This is a genomic window from Kitasatospora cineracea (assembly GCF_003751605.1).
Lineage (GTDB): Bacteria > Actinomycetota > Actinomycetes > Streptomycetales > Streptomycetaceae > Kitasatospora > Kitasatospora cineracea.
On record NZ_RJVJ01000001.1, the window covers coordinates 2,648,695 to 2,665,751 of the forward strand.

Annotated in this window: 12 protein-coding genes and 3 tRNA genes; 10 read left to right on the forward strand and 5 right to left on the reverse strand. The window is 73.0% G+C overall.

Annotated elements, in window-relative coordinates; translation table 11 throughout:
* Window positions 1-211: 211 nt before the first annotated feature.
* From EDD39_RS12180 to EDD39_RS12190, 3 genes are all read right to left on the reverse strand, one after another.
* Window positions 212-285 (reverse strand) — tRNA-Lys (locus EDD39_RS12180).
* Between the two features lie 120 nt (window positions 286-405).
* Window positions 406-479, reverse strand: a tRNA-Lys gene (locus tag EDD39_RS12185).
* 72 nt (window positions 480-551) lie between these two features.
* Window positions 552-1,310: a bestrophin-like domain gene (locus tag EDD39_RS12190; RefSeq protein ID WP_244256692.1), complete on the reverse strand. Its 759-nt coding sequence runs from the start codon at window positions 1,308-1,310 to the stop codon at window positions 552-554.
* Between the two features lie 510 nt (window positions 1,311-1,820).
* Here EDD39_RS12190 and EDD39_RS12195 point away from each other — a divergent pair.
* From EDD39_RS12195 to EDD39_RS12220, 6 genes are all read left to right on the forward strand, one after another.
* The gene (locus EDD39_RS12195; RefSeq protein ID WP_123555534.1) at window positions 1,821-2,987 is read left to right on the forward strand and encodes a low temperature requirement protein A; all 1,167 of its coding nucleotides are present in this window, start codon (window positions 1,821-1,823) and stop codon (window positions 2,985-2,987) included.
* Between the two features lie 2 nt (window positions 2,988-2,989).
* Window positions 2,990-3,625 carry a pentapeptide repeat-containing protein gene (locus EDD39_RS12200; protein ID WP_244256693.1) on the forward strand — a complete coding sequence of 212 codons (636 nt, stop codon included), beginning with the start codon at window positions 2,990-2,992 and terminating at the stop codon, window positions 3,623-3,625.
* Between the two features lie 198 nt (window positions 3,626-3,823).
* Window positions 3,824-5,875 carry a phosphocholine-specific phospholipase C gene (locus EDD39_RS12205; RefSeq protein WP_123555536.1) on the forward strand — a complete coding sequence of 684 codons (2,052 nt, stop codon included), beginning with the start codon at window positions 3,824-3,826 and terminating at the stop codon, window positions 5,873-5,875.
* Between the two features lie 109 nt (window positions 5,876-5,984).
* Complete coding sequence (locus EDD39_RS12210) at window positions 5,985-6,170, forward strand: hypothetical protein (protein ID WP_123555538.1); 186 nt, start codon at window positions 5,985-5,987, stop codon at window positions 6,168-6,170.
* 86 nt (window positions 6,171-6,256) lie between these two features.
* On the forward strand, window positions 6,257-6,469 hold the full coding sequence (locus EDD39_RS12215; RefSeq protein WP_123555540.1) for a hypothetical protein: 213 nt from the start codon (window positions 6,257-6,259) through the stop codon (window positions 6,467-6,469).
* A gap of 207 nt (window positions 6,470-6,676) precedes the next feature.
* On the forward strand, window positions 6,677-7,537 hold the full coding sequence (locus tag EDD39_RS12220; RefSeq protein WP_123555542.1) for an LAETG motif-containing sortase-dependent surface protein: 861 nt from the start codon (window positions 6,677-6,679) through the stop codon (window positions 7,535-7,537).
* A gap of 54 nt (window positions 7,538-7,591) precedes the next feature.
* On the opposite strand, the gene EDD39_RS12225 is transcribed toward EDD39_RS12220, so the two are convergent.
* Window positions 7,592-10,810, reverse strand: a complete 3,219-nt coding sequence (locus EDD39_RS12225; RefSeq protein WP_162869999.1) for a S41 family peptidase — start codon at window positions 10,808-10,810, stop codon at window positions 7,592-7,594.
* Between the two features lie 259 nt (window positions 10,811-11,069).
* Here EDD39_RS12225 and EDD39_RS12230 point away from each other — a divergent pair, with 259 nt between their 5' ends.
* The gene (locus tag EDD39_RS12230) at window positions 11,070-12,752 is read left to right on the forward strand and encodes a chitinase (RefSeq protein ID WP_123555546.1); all 1,683 of its coding nucleotides are present in this window, start codon (window positions 11,070-11,072) and stop codon (window positions 12,750-12,752) included.
* Between the two features lie 126 nt (window positions 12,753-12,878).
* Window positions 12,879-13,265 carry a VOC family protein gene (locus EDD39_RS12235; RefSeq protein WP_208765488.1) on the forward strand — a complete coding sequence of 129 codons (387 nt, stop codon included), beginning with the start codon at window positions 12,879-12,881 and terminating at the stop codon, window positions 13,263-13,265.
* A gap of 68 nt (window positions 13,266-13,333) precedes the next feature.
* Here the strand turns inward: EDD39_RS12235 and EDD39_RS12240 are convergent.
* Window positions 13,334-13,407, reverse strand: a tRNA-Lys gene (locus EDD39_RS12240).
* Window positions 13,408-13,520: 113 nt separating this feature from the next.
* On the opposite strand from EDD39_RS12240, the gene EDD39_RS12245 reads away from it, so the two are divergent.
* Both EDD39_RS12245 and pgi read left to right on the forward strand, forming a co-directional pair.
* A complete protein-coding gene (locus tag EDD39_RS12245) occupies window positions 13,521-15,101 on the forward strand; it encodes a Na+/H+ antiporter (protein WP_123555548.1) in 1,581 nt (526 codons plus the stop codon).
* Window positions 15,102-15,276: 175 nt separating this feature from the next.
* Entirely contained in the window at window positions 15,277-16,938 is a 1,662-nt protein-coding gene (pgi, locus tag EDD39_RS12250; RefSeq protein ID WP_123555550.1) for a glucose-6-phosphate isomerase, read from the forward strand.
* Window positions 16,939-17,057 lie beyond the last annotated feature (119 nt).

Here is a 17,057-nt window from a genome sequence, read left to right on the forward strand (position 1 = left end):
TCGGGCGACGGCGTGAACCTCGCCAGCCTGACTGATCGACTTGTCAGATGTTAGGGACCTATGTCCCATTTCTCCTAAGACGATCTTTAAATCCCCCTTAGCTTCACATCCTCCCCCTTCTCAACGAGCGCGCCGCGCAAGGGACATGGCGGGAGCGGCCGGAAAACGCCGAAGGCCCCTCGCTGAGAGCGAGGGGCCTTCGTGCTGTCTGTGCGCCGCCAGGGACTCGAACCCCGGACCCGCTGATTAAGAGTCAGCTGCTCTAACCAACTGAGCTAGCGGCGCGTGCTGACGTGGAGAACACTACACGCTCTCCGACCTGCGGTGAAACCCGGTTCCCGGGCGGGCCCGTCCGGGCCCGGAAACGCCGAGAGCCTCCCCGGAGGGAGGCTCTCGTGCTGTCTGTGCGCCGCCAGGGACTCGAACCCCGGACCCGCTGATTAAGAGTCAGCTGCTCTAACCAACTGAGCTAGCGGCGCCTGCTGACCCGGAGAACACTACACGCCCCGGGCCGCCCGCCGAAATCGTGACACCCCGCTCACCGAACGTGCTCAGCGCGGCGGCGGCAGCCGGCTCAGGAACACCTCGAACGCGGTCGGCTTCACCGCGTTCGCCCCGTCGAACGGGTAGTTCATCTCCTTGACGGCGATCAGCGACAGCGCGATCAGCCCGGCCAGGCTGAGCACCATCGCCAGGTGCGCCCAGGTGTTGGAGAGGCCGAACAGGAAGGTGAAGGCGATGGTGACCACCGCGCCGGCGATCAGCGCCGCCCACAGCAGCGGCGGCACGCAGTCCGCGATCAGGTTCAGCCGGGCCCGGCGCTTGCTGGCCAGCCCGTCCACGTGCTGGATCACGTTCTGGTAGATCGCCGACTGCTGGTCCCCCTGCGGGTCGAAGGAGAGCGCGGACTCCCGGATCCTGTACATCAGCGCCGTCGCCGCCGGATCGCTGTGGTGGTCGCCCATCTGCCGCCACTCGGTGTCCACCACCGCGTGCGCGTAGCTGAGCGTCAGCCCCTCCAGCTCGGCCCCCGCGGGCAGCGGCATCTGCCGGGACATCCAGTACACCCCCGCCAGCTCGTCCGCCTCGGCGAAGGTGGTCGCCTTCGCCGTCGACGAGTTCTCCCACACCACGATCACCACGAACGCCACCAGCACCGCGTAGAACGCCCCCACCGCCGCGAAGATGAACCCCGCCACGTCGTTGCAGTTCTCCCGCGCCGGCACCGACGCGTACTTCTGCACCAGCAGCATCCCCGCCGCGGTCCCCGCCAGCGTGCCCACCATGATCATCACATCGACCCAGTTCACGCCGCCCCCACATCCCCTCGGTGCCCGATTGTGCGCATACGGCCATCACACCGTCCGCCCCCGCCCCCAGCGACCCGAACTAGCCCGACCGGCCGCCGGGCGCACCCCTGCCGGACGGCGGGCGGCGCTGTCGGGCAGCGCGGTGATCACGAGGAGTTCGGGTCCTGCGGAGCGCGGGGGCCGGCCCCGTGTTCCACCCTCGTCCTTGACCTTCCGCGTTGCCCGCGAAGCGCCCTCGTCGGCCGTCCATCCGCAGAGGAATCTATCGGTCGAATTCGGACAGACAGGACAATCGGCGCAACACGCGCCGAAATGGACCGCGCTGTCACTCGGATCGCGCACTGGGGCGTCAACTCCGCGTGACGAGTAGTCAGATCGGGTGGAAATCGGTCAACCGGCGTGCCGCGCCCGGTGCGTGCGCGGCGCACGCCGGGCTGCCAGGATCTCCGGTGTCCAACTCCCCTGCCGCGCCCGCCCCCTGCCCGCGCGGCCCGCTGCGAAGGCAGAACCATGAGCACCGCCCCCGACCCCTACCGGCCGGTCCGCCGGATGCGGGCCCGCGACCGGCGCGAGTCGCACCGGGTCTCCACCCCGCTCGAGCTGTTCTTCGACCTGTGCTTCGTGGTCGCCATCGCCCAGGCCGGCCGGGAACTCGCCCACGCCCTGGCCGAGGGCCACTACGCCGCCGCCCTCACCGGCTACGCGACGGCCTTCTTCGCGGTGTGGTGGGCCTGGATGAACTTCACCTGGTTCGCCTCCGCGTACGACGTCGACGACGTGCCCTACCGGCTCACCACCCTGGTGCAGATCACCGGCGTGCTGGTGCTCGCGGCGGGCGTCCCGCGGATCTTCGAGGACCGGGACCTGGTGCTCGGCGTGGCCGGCTACGTGCTGATGCGCCTGGCCATGGTCACCCAGTGGCTGCGCGCCGCCCGCGGCGAGAGCGGCCCGGCCCGCACCTGCGCGCTGCGCTACGCGGTGGGGATCTCGGTCGTCCAGGTGTTCTGGGTGGTGCTGCTGTTCCTCCCGCACGGCACCCAGGGCCCGCTGTTCCCGCTCGGCGTGCTGGTCGAACTCGCCGTCCCGGTCTGGGCCGAGAAGGACAACCAGACGCCCTGGCACCGGCACCACATCGTGGAGCGCTACGGCCTGTTCACCATCATCGTGCTGGGCGAGACGGTCGCCGCCGCCACCGTCGCGGTCCAGGCCGCGCTGGACGAGCACCGGGCGGTCGCCGAACTGCTGCCGATCGCGGCCGGCGGCCTGCTGATCTGCTTCGGTGCCTGGTGGATCTACTTCGCAGACGACAGCCACGACCACCTGCGCGACAACCGGCAGGCGCTGCCCTGGGGCTACGGCCACTACCTGGTCTTCGCCTCGGCCGCCGCGGTCGGCGCCGGCCTGGAGGTCGCCGCCGAGCACGCGGTGGGCACCGCGCACCTCTCGGCCCGGGCCGCGAGCGCCGCCGTGACCATCCCCACCGCGCTGTTCCTGGTCACCGTCTGGGCCCTGCACTCCCGCCACCACAAGCGCGGCGCCGCCCAGGCGGTCCTGCCGCTGGCCGCGCTGTCGGTGCTGGCTGCGACGCTGGCGGGGGAGTCCGCAGTGCTGATCGCCGGGCTCCTGGTGGCGCTGGCCGTCGCCACCGGCCTGATCCTGTCCGCGAAACGGAGCTGACCGTGCGCCTCGAAGACCTCCCGTACGCCCACCTGCTGCAGCGCCACACCGGGCCGCTGCGCCCCGACGCCCGGTACGACACGGTGCACTTCGACGGCCTCGCGCTGACCGGGCAGTTCGGCGGCGCGCACTTCCTGGAGTGCGCGTTCACCGGGGTGCGGATCGAGGAGGCGAAGCTGCGCCGGGCCGGGTTCAACGAGGTGTGGGTGCAGGGCGGCCGGCTGGTCGGGGTCGACCTGGCGGAGAGCGAGTGGCAGGACGCCGAGGTCGACTCCACCGTGCTGGCGGGCATCTCCGGGTACGGCTCGGCCGTCCGCCGCACGGTGTTCCGCCAGTGCAAGCTGGAGGCGGTCAACCTGCGCGGCGCGGTGCTGCGCGACGTGGTCTTCGAGGACTGCCTGCTGCGGGACGTCGACCTCGCCGAGGCCAGGCTCACCGACGTCTCCTTCCCCGGCAGCACCCTGGACGAGGTCCGCCTGCGCGGCGCGACCCTGAAGAACACCGACCTGCGCACCGCCGCCCGCCTCGGCCTGCCCGACGGCCACCTCGGCCTGCGCGGCGCCGTCATCTCGACCACCCAACTGCTCGACCTCGCCCCCCAGTTCGCCCACGCCCTGGGCATCGCGGTGCAGGACTGAACCCGGTCGCCGCGAGCCGTCCGTCGAGGATTTCCCCCGGCTGTTCACCTCCTGTCCGCCGTTGCGGCCGTCGGTGAACAGTCCGCCAAACCTTCGTCCCGGCCGGTGACCCGGCGGCCCGTCCTGCGTGAGGATGCTCGGCGTTCGACACGAAGGTGTCTGGACAACACCAGCAGCCGAGGGGACGGGCGGGTCGAAGTGGCAGAGCTGAGTCGTAGGAAGTTCATCGCGTTGTCGGCGAGTGCGGCGGCCGGGGCGGCGGTCGCCGGCACCGCGGCGGGGGCCGGGGCGGCACCCGCGGCGGCGGCCGCGACGGGGGCCACCGGCACCCTCGCGGACGCCCGGCACATCGTGGTCCTGATGCAGGAGAACCGCAGTTTCGACCACTACTTCGGCATGCTGAAGGGCGTGCGCGGCTTCGCCGACCGGGCGACCATCCAACTGTCCGGCGGCTACGGCGTCTTCAACCAGCCGAACCTGCTCGGCCGCCAGTACCCGTGGCAGTTCTCCGCGACCAAGCCGGCCGGCGGCGCCGACCCGGAGCGCCTGGCCCAGTGCAACGGGGACCTCGCGCACGGCTGGAGCGACCAGCACAAGGCGTGGAACGGCGGGAAGCTGGACTCCTGGGTGTCCGCCAAGGGCAACGTGCGCACCCTCGGCTACCTGACCCGGGCCGACATCCCGTTCCACTACGCGCTGGCCGACAACTGGACGGTCAACGACGCCTACCACTGCTCGGTGCTCTCCGCGACCGGCCCCAACCGCACCTACCACTGGTCCGGCCAGATCGACCCGGCCGGCGCGGCCGGCGGCCCCGCGTACGACGGCGGCGACGAGTCGGGCCTGAAGTGGCAGACGTACGCGGAGGCCCTGGAGGCGGCCGGGGTCAGCTGGAAGGTCTACCAGAACGCCTCCGACAACTACGGCGACAACGCGCTGGCGTACTTCACCGCCTTCTCCTCCGCCCCCGCCGGCAGCGCGCTCGCCACCAAGGGCATGGGCTCGGTGCCCAGGGCCACCGGGAAGACCCCGGACGACATCGTCGCCGCGATCAGGGCGGACGTGCTGGGCGGGACGCTGCCCCAGGTGTCCTGGATCGTGCCGGACCAGGCGTCCTCGGAGCACCCGTACGCCACCCCGGCCGACGGCGCGCACTTCGTGCACAACGTGCTGGACGCGCTGAACGCCGACCCGGCCGTGTTCGACTCCACGATCCTGTTCCTCAACTACGACGAGAACGACGGCTTCTTCGACCACGTCCCGCCGCCGGTCGCCCCGTCCGGCACGGCGGGCGAGTTCTACAACGGCACCAACATCGGCCTCGGCTTCCGCGTCCCGATGATCGCCGTCTCGCCGTGGAGCCGCGGCGGCTGGGTCTCCTCGGAGACCTCCGACCACACCTCGGTGCTGCGCTTCCTGGAGAAGTGGACCGCCGCCCTCGGCAAGCCCGCCACCTGCCCGAACATCTCGGCCTGGCGGCGCAGGGTCACCGGCGACCTGACCGGCATGTTCGACTTCGCCCACCCGGTGTACGGGATGCCCGCGCTGCCGGACACCTCGCAGACCATCGGCCTGGCCGCCTGCGGCCCGCTGCCCAACCCGGCCCCGGTGAACAACCAACTGCCGGTGCAGGAACCGGGCACCCGCCCGGCCCGCGCGCTGCCCTACCAGCCGGTGGCCAACCTGGACCGCCTGGAGTTCGGCTCCGGCGGCGTGATCAAGGTCTGGATGGCGATGTCCAACCAGGGCAGCGCGAGCAGCCACTTCGCCGCGTACGCCAACGCCTACCGCTCCGGCGGTCCGTGGCCGTACACCGTCGACCCGGCCGGCTCGACCAGCGACTTCTTCAACTGCGGCACCGGGTACGGCGCGGGCAAGTACGACCTGACGGTGGTCGGCCCCAACCGCTTCCTGCGCCGCTTCACCGGCGACGCCACCGCCGCCGGCAAGAACGCCGCCGCCACCGCCACGTACGCCCCCGCCCCGGACACCGGCAAGCTCGCCCTCTGGTTCGAACTCGCCAACGCCGGCAGCACGGCGGTGACCTTCACCGTCACCTCCAACGCCTACCGCTCCGACGGCCCGTGGACGTACCAGGTCGCGGCCGGGGCGAGCACCCGCGACTACTTCAACGCCGTCGCCTACACCAACGGCTGGTACGACTTCACCGTGACGGTCAGCGGCGACGCGAGCTGGTCGCAGCGCTTCACCGGCCACCTGGAGACCGGCGCCCCCTCGATCTCCGGCTGACGCCCGGGCGCGGGGGGCCGCACCCGGACGCCCCGGTCCGGGTGCGGCCCCCCGGGGCCGGTGCGAGGGTGGACGGAGCCCGATGTCCGCGAAACCCCGAGGAGGAGACATGGGTCTGAGCGACCAGTTCAAGGACAAGGCGAAGGACCTCACCGACCAGGCCAAGTCGGCGCTCGGCGACCAGGGTTCCAAGACCGAGGAAGCCGAGCAGAAGGCCCGCGAGCAGGCCGAGGGCATGATGCCCGGCGGCCAGGAGTCCGCGGACGACCAGCAGCAGGAGGGCGAGTCCTCCTGACCTGCCGACCGCGTGGGACGGGCCCGACCGGGTCCGTCCCACCGGCGTACCGTGGCAAGGGGGGACCGCCCACCCGAGGAGGAGACATGGGCATCTTCGACAGGTTCCGCCCCAAGGCGGCGGCCCAGCCCCCCGCCGACTCGCCCGAACGCGCCGCCCTCGCCCACGACGAGGCCGCCGACGCCTTCGGGGACCGGGTCGAACGGGCCCGCGACGACGCCGAACGCCGGATCCGGCAGGAGCGCGAGGACCGCGAGGCCGCCGAGAACATGACCGCCGAGGGCGATCCCTGGAGCTGACCCGCGCGACGCACCCGGAGCGCCGGCCCCGTCACCGGGCGCCGGCGCTCCGCGCGCTGTGACACGGCGGTGACAGTAGGCACACGACACACGGATGTCGGGCTGGAAGTATTCCTTCTGCGCGGGGGAGCGGGCCGAGAGGGAAACCGGCCCGCGGAGCGCGCAACCCACACCAGTCGCAGCACCCGCATCCCTTGGGGGAAACCCATGAACACCCGCCGGTCCGTGTCGTCCGCCGCCGCCACTGCGGTGCTGGTTCTCGCCGCCACCGCCGTGGCCGGCGGCACCGCGTGGGCGGACGGCACAGCGACCCTCCCCCCGTGCGCCCACGGGACGGCCGTGCTGCCGGGCGAGACCCCGGTCCAGGGCGGTCCCGCGCACAGCGGCACGGTGGCGCTCGAGGTCACCGGCGACGCGAAGCCGACCGTCCGGGGCGACGTGACGACGTACCGGGTGCGGGTCACCGAGACCAACCGGACCGGCGCCGACTACCGGCACGTGACGCTGCTGCCGATCTTCTTCACCCGGCTCGGCGTGATGAACGGCGACAACGCCGAGGTGTTCTGGGAGCACGGGGGCAGCAGCGTCGCCCTGCCCACCCGGCCCGGCTGCGACCCGTCGGCCTGGGTCGACTCCGCCGCGCTGGACGTGCCGCTGGCGAACGGGCAGTCGGCCTCCTTCGACCTGCGGATCACCACCTCCACCTCGGTGGCGGAGAAGGTCGAGGAGATCAGGGTCGGGGCGAGCGCCTGGGCGGACGGCTCGTCGGTCACGGCGGACTCCTTCCTCCAGCTGCCGGGCGTGCCCCGGGCCGCCGAGCCCACCAAGGCGCCCACCGCGACCCCGACGAAGGCGGCCACCCCGACGCCCACCGCGACCCCGACGAAGGCGGCCACCGCCTCGGCGACCCCGACCCCGGCCGCCGCCACCCCGGCCCCCGTCGCCGCCTCCGCCGAACTCGCCTCCACCGGCGGCGGCAGCAGCACCGGCCTGCTGGCCGCCGCCGCGGCCCTGCTGATCGCCGCGGGCGGCGCCGTCCTGTACACCCTCCGCCGGCGCGCCCGCTGACCTCCCGCCACCCCCGTCCGGCCGGCCCCTCCCGAGGGGCCGGCCGGACGGCGTTCAGGGCCGCGGCGGCAGCGGGGGGCGGCGCAGGTCGGGGCGGGGGGTGTCGGCGGGCGGGGGTGCGGCGGCGGGGGTCGCGCTGAGCAGGGTGAGGGCGAGGTCGACGGCGGCGGCGAGGTCGGTGTGCTCGCCGCGGGCCCAGTCGTGGGGGGTGCGGACGACCTCGACGTCGGGGTCGACGCCCCGGTTCTCGACCGAGAAGCCGATGCCGCCGGTGAACCAGCTGGCGTTCTTCGGCACGGAGATCTGGGTGCCGTCGCCGAGCGCGTGCCGCCCGGTCATGCCGACCACGCCGCCCCAGGTGCGGGTGCCGACCACCGGGCCGAGGGCGAGTGCCTTGATGGCGGTGATGATGACGTCGCCGTCGGAGCTGGTGGCGTGGTCGGCGAGGGCGACGACCGGGCCGCGCGGGGCGTCCCGGGGCCAGCGGACGGGCTGCCGGCCGCGGGTGAAGTCCCAGGCCAGAACCCGGCGGTGGAGTTTCTCCAGGACGAGTTCGGAGACGTTGCCGCCGGCGTTGCCGCGGACGTCCAGGACCAGGGCGGGGCGGGCGAGCTCGGAGCGCAGGTCGCGGTTGAACTGGGCCCAGCCGGAGCCGCCGAGGTCCGGGATGTGCAGGTAGCCGCACAGGCCGTCGCTGAACTCCCGGACCAGGTGCCGCCGTCTGGCCACCCAGTCCTGGTAGCGGATCGGCCGTTCGTCGGTGAGCGGGGTGACCGCGATCCGCCGGGTCCGCCCGTCGTGGCGGACGGTCAGTTCGACGGTGCTGCCGCCCGTCCCGGCCAGCAGCGGGGTCGGGCCGCGCACCGGGTCGGGCGGGCGGCCGTCCACCGCGAGCAGTTCGTCGCCGTCGTGCAGGCCGTAACCGGCCAGCGGGGCACGGGCCTTGGGATCGGAGGACTCGCCGGGCAGGATCCGGTCGACCAGCCAGCGGCCGTCGACGTCGCGGTGCGCGTTGGCGCCGAGCAGGCCGAGCGGCTGCTGGGCGATGGCCGGGCCCTCGCCGCGCCGGGACGGGGTGACGTAGGCGTGCGAGGTGCCCAGTTCGCCGAGGAGTTCGCGCAGCAGGTCGGCGAAGTCGTCGGGGGAGGCGATCCGTTCCAGCAGCGGGGCGTACTGGTCGGTGAGCGCGGGCCAGTCGAGGCCGCACATCCCCGCGTCCCAGAACTGGTCGGCGACGATCCGGGCCGCCTCGGCGTAGGACTGCCGCCACTCGGCGGCCGGGTGCACGGTGTGGGTGATCCGGCGCAGGTCGACCGGGACGGGGGCGGTGGGCGCGGCCAGCGGGTACAGCTTGAGCGCGCCGGCCGAGAACACCGAGACGGCCGAGCCGTCCGCGGAGACCGCGAAGCCGTCCAACTGCTCGACCAGGGTGGTGCGGCGGCCCCGGGCCAGGTCGAAGTGCTCCAGGGCGGGGCGGCCGGAGGTGTCCTCGGGGTTGGCGAAGGTCTGGCCGAGCGCGCCGGAGATCGGCCAGCGCAGCCACACCACGCCGCCGCGGACCGCCGCCGTCGCCGAGTACTTGGAGGCGATCACCGGGAACGGCACGAGCCGCTTGCCCAGCCCCTCCTCGTCGACCCGCACGGTGCCGTCGCCGGTGGCCTCCTCCGGGTCCAGGCCGACCGGCGGGCGGCCCTCGGCGGGCGAGGCGAACGGGGACGGGGTGCCGGCGGCCAGCGGCACCAGGTAGGGGCGGCAGCCGAGCGGGAAGGACAGGTCGCCGGTGTGCACGTCGTGGACGGGGTCGAAGCCCCGCCAGGACAGGAACACCAGGAAGCGGCCGTCCCGGGTGAACACCGGGTGCTCGTCCTCGAACCGGCCGCCGGTGACGGCGACCTTGTGCTCGGGCCGGTCGGTGCGGGCCAGCCGGATCGCCCGCAGCGAGCGGCCCGCGACCGGCTCCGACCAGGCCAGCCACTGCGAGTCGGGGGAGAACGACGGGCTGGAGACCGGCCCGAACCGGGACGCGGAGACCTCGGTGACCGCGCCGTCCGCGGTGTCCACCAGCAGCAGCCGCCCGTCCGAGCAGGCCACCGCGAGGCGCCCGCCGTCGGGGGCGGCGGCCAGCTCCTGGACCCGGCCGATCCGGCCGCCGGCGATCCGCCGGTGCGGGGGGTGCTCGTCGGCGGCGTCCTTGCCCGGCAGCGCCGCCAGCTCGATCGCGTCCTCGCCGTCCGCGTCGGTCACCCAGGCCGCCTGGTTGCCGTAGCCGAGCACCAGCGGCAGCCGGCAGCGCACACCCGGGGTGTCGGCCAGCACCCGGGCCGGGCCGTCGCGGTGGGTCAGCCAGTACAGCGAGCCGCGGACGTTGATCACCCCGGCCCGGCCGGTGGCGTCGCAGGCCAGGTCCTTGACGTTGTTGGCGGCGCTGACCTGGTACGGCCGCCGCCCGGCCCGCGCCCCGCCCAGCGGCACCTCCAGCCGGCGCGGGGCGGGGGCGTCCAGCGAGTCGAGCAGCCAGACGTCCCCGGCGTGCTGGTAGACCACCCGGACGCCGTCGGTGGCGGCCTCCCGGGCGTAGTACGAGGCGTGGTCGGTGTGCCGGCGCAGGCCGGTGCCGTCCGGGCGGACCGAGTACAGGTTGCCGACGCCCTCGTGGTCGGAGAGGAACGCGATCCGGGTGCCGTCGGCGGCGGCCACCGGCATCGGCGAGGCCAGGTGCCCGGGCAGGCCGGGCAGCAGCAGGTCGTGGTCGACCCAGAGCCGGCCGGTCGCGCCGCCCCGGTAGCGCTTCCAGAACGCGGGCTCGTGCGGCGCCGCGTCGGTCAGCAGCACCGTGTGCCCCTCGCCGACCTGGGCGTCCGCGACCGGCCCCCACGGCATCCGCCGCCCCGGCGCGCCGTCCGGCGGCAGCTCCCACGCCCAGGCGTAGTGCGCGAACGGCTCGTGGTACGAGGTCACCGCCAGCACCTCGCCGTTCGGCAGCCAGCCGCGCACCCGGGTGTCCTGGCTGCCCCAGTACGTCAGCCGCACCGCCGCCCCGCCGTCCACCGGCGCGGTGAACACCTCCGGCACCAGCGCCGACCAGCTCGTCCAGGCCAGCACCGCGCCGTCCGGCGACAGCCGGGGGTGGCTGACCCTGGTCCGGTCCGCGCTCACCCGCCAGGCCCGGCCCACCGCCCCGTCCGCCGCCAGCGGCGCGACCCAGACGTCGTCCTCCGCGGTGAAGGCGAGCAGCCCACCGCGCACATGGGGGTACCGCAGGTATCCGGACACCCCTCCATGGTTCGATCGGCGGCCGGGGCCCGCAAACGCGGCCGGTCCGGGCGGGCGGCCGGGGGGCCGCCGGGGCGGCTGACGCGGGGTCAGTGAACCGGGTTCGCCGGTCCATTGACAGGGGACGGCCGCAGCCGCTTCAGTGGTCTAGTCCAACTCCCTGGGTGGGTGCCGGTGCGGCGGCACGCCCCGGCCGGGAACCCCACAGCCCGGCGGACGGAGGAGGGCGTCCCCCACACAGAGGCAGGAGCATCCCCACATGCACACTCCCCGCAGGAAGCGGCTGCTCGCCGCCGGAACGGCCTGGGCGGTGGCGGCCACCGGCGCCGTCGCGCTCAGCTTCGGCCTGGCCGGGTCGGCCTCGGCCGGAGAATTCCTGGTCAACGGCGGTTTCGAGACCAATGCACTGAGCCCCTGGACCTGTAGCGGCTCGACCGGCTCGGTGGTCACCGGCCACGCCCACGGCGGCACCTACGCGCTGGCCGGCGCCGCGTCCGCGTCCGACACCGCGCAGTGCGCCCAGACCGTCGCGGTCGCCCCCAGCACCACGTACACGCTCAGCGCGTACGTCAACGGCGCCTACGTCTACCTCGGCGTCAACGGCGGCACCTCGACCTGGACGCCGGGCACCGGCGGCGGCTACCAGAAGCTCTCGGTCAGCTTCACCACCTCCGCCACCCAGACCTCCGCCACCGTGTTCACCCACGGCTGGTACGGCCAGGGCACCTACTACGCGGACGACGTCTCGCTGGACGGCCCCGGCGCCCCCGCCTCGCCCTCCGCCAGCGCCAGCCCCTCCACGCCGGCCAGCCCCAGCCCGTCCGCCTCGGCCAGCAGCAGCCCGTCGACCAGCGCCTCGCCGTCGACCTCGGCCGGCCCGTCGAGCAGCCCGTCCACCTCGGTGCCGCCCACCAGCCCGCCGCCCGCGGGCAGCCACGCCCTGGTCGGCTACCTGCACGCCAGCTTCGCCAACGGCGCCGGGTACCTGAAGATGTCCGACGTCCCCGACAGCTGGGACATCATCGACCTGGCCTTCGGCGAGCCGGACTCCATCACCTCCGGCAACATCCACTTCAACCGCTGCCCGGTCACCGAGTGCCCGGGCGTCGAGTCCGACGCCGACTTCAAGGCGGCCATCGCCGCCAAGCAGGCCAAGGGCAAGAAGGTCCTGCTGTCGATCGGCGGCCAGAACGGCGAGGTGCAGCTCACCACCACCGCCGCCCGCGACAACTTCGTCAACTCGGTCTCCGCGATCATCGACAAGTGGGGCCTGGACGGCCTCGACATCGACTTCGAGGGCCACTCGCTGTCGCTCAACACCGGCGACAACGACTTCAAGAACCCCACCACCCCGGTGATCACCAACCTGGTCTCCGCGGTCAAGACCCTCAAGGCCAAGTACGGCGCGAAGTTCCAGCTCACCATGGCGCCGGAGACCTTCTTCGTCCAGCTCGGCTACCAGTACTACGGCTCGGGCCCCTGGGGCGGCCAGGACCCGCGGGCCGGCGCCTTCCTGCCGGTCATCTACGCCCTGCGCGACGACCTGACGCTGCTGCACGTCCAGGACTACAACTCGGGCTCGATCATGGGCCTCGACAACCAGTACCACAACATGGGCGGCGCGGACTTCCACATCGCCATGACCGACATGCTGCTCAGCGGCTTCCCGGTGGCCGGCAACACCGGCAACGTGTTCCCGGCGCTCAAGCCCTCGCAGGTCGCCATCGGCATGCCCGCCAACACCTACGCCGGCAACGGCTACGTCGCCCCGGCCGCGGTCAACCAGGCGCTGGACTGCCTCACCAAGGGCACCGGCTGCGGCTCCTACACCCCGCGGGCCGGCAAGCAGCCGAACCTGCGCGGCCTGATGACCTGGTCGATCAACTGGGACAGCTACAACGGCAACGAGTTCTCGAAGAACTTCCACAGCTACTTCGGCTGAGGCCCGGTACGGCACTGACGGAGCCGGTCGCCCCCGCGGGGGCGACCGGCTCCGGCCGTTCTCCGGCCGGACCGCCGCTGGTCGACCGGGGCGCAGGGCGCGCCTAGCCTGGGGAGGAAGGAGGTGATGGCGATGCTGGCAGACGCGCCCCTGTTCGCGGTGATCCCCGTGACCGACCTCGGACGGGCCAAGCGCTACTACCACGACACGCTCGGGCTCACGCTCGCCCGGGAAGGCGCCGAAGAGGTGGTCTTCCGTTGCGGCAGCACCGAGTTCGGGATGTACGAGACCCCGTACGGCGGGCAGGCCGGCCACACCCTGGCCAGCTGGAAGGTCGCCGACCTGGACACCGAGATGGCCGAACTGCGCGGCCGCGGCGTGGTGTTCGAGGAGTACGACCAGCCCGGACTGAAGACCCTCGACGGGGTCGCCGAGGCCGACGGCATGCGGGCCGCCTGGTTCAAGGACCCCGACGGCAACGTGCTGTGCGTCAACGAACTGCACCAGGCGTGAGCGGACCGGCGAACAGCGGACCGGCGAACGCAGAAGGCCTCCCCGGAGGGAGGCCTTCGTGCTGTCTGTGCGCCGCCAGGGACTCGAACCCCGGACCCGCTGATTAAGAGTCAGCTGCTCTAACCAACTGAGCTAGCGGCGCCTGCTGACGGGGAGAACATTACCTGGTCAGCGCCCGAAACACACAATCGGCCAGGCCCGGACCCGGACGTATGCTGAAGCCGGCGCACCCCGCACCTGCCGAGAGGAACCACCGTGGGCCAGCTGACCCTGCTCTTCCTGGTGCTGCTCGCCTCGGTGGTCACGATGCCGCTGGCCCGCCGGAGCAGGATCCCGCAGCCGGTGCTGATGACCATGGTGGGCCTGGTCTTCGCGGTCGTCCCGCAGATCCCCAACGTGCAGGTCAATCCGGAGTTCATCCTGCCGCTGGTGCTGCCGCCGCTGATCTTCGCAGTGGCCCGGCGCTCCTCGGTGCGGTACTTCAAGGCCAACATCCGCTCCATCCTGCTGCTGGCCGTCGCCCTGGTGGTGGTCACCACCACCGCGGTGGCCGGGGTGTTCAGCTGGCTGGTGCCCGCCGCGCCGCTGGCCGCCGCGGTCGCGCTGGGCGCGCTGGTCTCCCCGCCGGACCCGGTCGCCGCCGTCGCGGTGGCCGGCGAGGTCGGGCTGCCGCGCCGGCTGACCGCGGTGCTGGAGAGCGAGGGCCTGTTCAACGACGTCACCGCGATCGTCATCTACTCGCTGGCCGTCGAGGCCGTGGTCGACGGCGACCTGTCGGTGGGCCGGGCGGTCGAGCGCTTCCTGCTCTCCGCCGTCGTCGCGGTCGCCGTCGGCATCGGGCTCGGCTGGCTGAACGCGAAGATCGCCGGGTTCCTGGACGACCCGACCCAGCAGGTCGCGCTCAACCTGCTGGTCCCGTTCGCCGCCTACACGCTGGCCGAGGAGGCGCACGGCTCCGGCGTGCTGGCCGTGGTGGTCTGCGCGCTCTACCTCGCCGACCGGGCCTCCGACGCCGACGAGGTCTCCTACCGGCTGGTCGGCAACGCGTTCTGGGAGATCGTCGAGACCCTGATCACCGGCGTCGCGTTCGGCCTGATCGGCCTGGAGCTGTCCACCGTCCTGCAGGACGTCAAGGACACCTGGCACACCATGATCGGCGACACCGCGATCGTGATCGGCGTGGTCGTGCTGCTGCGCCTGCTGTGGCTGCTGCCCGCCGCCTGGATCTCCCGGCGGGTCACCCACGGCGAGGAGGACACCCCGATCAGCTGGCGGGAGACCGTCGTGCTGTGGTGGTCCGGCATGCGCGGGGTGGCCACCGTCGCGCTGGCGCTCGGCATCCCGCTCGCGCTGCACGACGGGCTGTCGTTCCCGGCCCGCAGCGAGATCGTCTTCATCGCGTTCAGCGTGGTGCTGTTCACCCTGGTGTTCCAGGGCCTGACGCTGCCCTACGTGGTCAAGCTGCTCGGCCTGGACGACGCCCACGACGAGCACGAGCGGGCCGTCCGGGAACTGTGGTGGCGCGCCGCCAAGGCCGGGCTGCACCGGCTCGCCGAACTGGAGGAGGAGGACCAGCTCCCGCCGGAGATCACCGAGCGGCTGCGCGAGCGCCAGCACGACCGCCTCGCCCGGCTCTGCCCGGAGAAGTACGAGGAGGAGGAGGCGCTGGAGGCCAAGCGCCGCGGCAAGCAGTGGCGGCAGGCCTTCGCCGTCGAGCAGGAGATGATCGCCGCCTCCCGCCGGGAGGTGCTGGTGGCCCGCGGCGAGGCCGGCGCCGACCCCGAGGTGGCGGACCGCGTGCTGCGCGCGCTCGACCTCCAGTCGGCCCGGAAGTGACGTCCCGTCGACCTCTCGCGGCGCGCCCCGGCGGGCGCGCCCGCAGGGCATAGGGTTGGGGGCGGGCAAGGCCGTCGACGGAGCCGGCACACGCACGCGTACCCGCCCGGACCAGCGCGACCCTCCCGCCGGAACCAGCCGGTAGACGCAACCCGTACGACGCTAGGAGCAACCGATGTCGGACACCCCTGCCAACGGCCGGACCCCGTTGGACCGCACCCCGCAGTGGGCCGCGCTGGGGAAGCACCGGGCGGAACTGGGCGACCAGCACCTGCGCGAGCTGTTCGCCGCCGACCCCGACCGCGGCACGCGCTACACCCTGCAGGTCGGCGACCTCTTCGTCGACTACTCGAAGCACCTGGTCACCGACCGCACCCTCGACCTGCTGCGCGAACTCGCCGCCGCGACCGGCGTCGCCGAGCTGCGCGACGCGATGTTCCGCGGCGAGAAGATCAACACCACCGAGGACCGCGCCGTCCTGCACACCGCGCTGCGCGCCCCGCGCGGCGCCGTGGTCGAGGTCGACGGCGAGAACGTGGTGCCCGCCGTGCACGCCGTCCTCGACAAGATGGCCGACTTCTCCGGACGGGTGCGCTCCGGCGCCTGGACCGGCCACACCGGCCGGCGGATCCGCAACGTCGTCAACATCGGCATCGGCGGCTCCGACCTCGGCCCCGCGATGGCCTACGAGGTGCTGCGCTCCTACACCGACCGCGACCTGACGGTCCGTTTCGTCTCCAACGTGGACGGCGCCGACCTGCACGAGGCCGTCCGCGACCTGGACGCCGCCGAGACGCTGTTCATCGTCGCCTCCAAGACCTTCACCACCATCGAGACCATCACCAACGCGGTGGCCGCCCGCAGTTGGCTGCTCGAGCAGCTCGGCGCCGGCGAGGAGGCCGTCGCCAGGCACTTCGTGGCGCTGTCCACCAACGCGCAGGGCGTCGCCGACTTCGGCATCGACACCGCCAACATGTTCGAGTTCTGGGACTGGGTGGGCGGCCGCTACTCCTACGACTCGGCGATCGGCCTCTCGCTGATGATCGCCATCGGCGCCGAGCGGTTCCAGGAGATGCTGGCCGGCTTCCACCTGGTCGACGAGCACTTCCGCACCGCCCCCGCCGAGCAGAACGTGCCGCTGCTGCTCGGCCTGCTCGGCGTCTGGTACGGCGCGTTCTTCGACGCCCAGGCGCACGCCGTGCTCCCGTACTCGCACTACCTGTCGAAGTTCACCGCGTACCTGCAGCAGCTCGACATGGAGTCCAACGGCAAGTCCGTCGACCGCCAGGGCAACCCCGTCGACTGGCAGACCGGCCCGGTGGTCTGGGGCACCCCCGGCACCAACGGGCAGCACGCGTACTACCAGCTGCTGCACCAGGGCACCAAGATCATCCCCGCCGACTTCCTCGGCTTCGCGAAGCCGGTCGCCGACCTGCAGCCCGGCCTGGTCGCCCAGCACGACCTGCTGATGGCCAACTTCTTCGCCCAGACCCAGGCACTGGCCTTCGGCAAGACCGCCGAGGAGGTCGCGGCCGAGGGCGTGCCCGCCGAGCTCGTCCCGCACAAGACCTTCCGCGGCAACCACCCGACCACGACCGTCCTGGCCGACGAGCTGACCCCGCACGTGCTGGGCCAGCTGATCGCGCTCTACGAGCACAAGGTGTTCGTCCAGGGCGCGGTCTGGAACATCGACTCCTTCGACCAGTGGGGCGTCGAGCTCGGCAAGGTGCTGGCCAAGAAGGTCGAGCCGGTGCTGCTCACCGGCGAGGGCGCCGGGGCGCTGGACGCCTCCACCGCCAACCTGGTGCACCGCTACCGGGAGCTGCGCGGCCGGTAGGAACGGCGGGCCCGCATCCAGGGGCCCGGGGAACGGCGGGTCGGTGCTGCCGACGGTCGGAGCCCGTCGGAGGGCCGCGCTGCTGCGCGCGGCAGCGGAACCGGAAGCCGGTGCGCGCT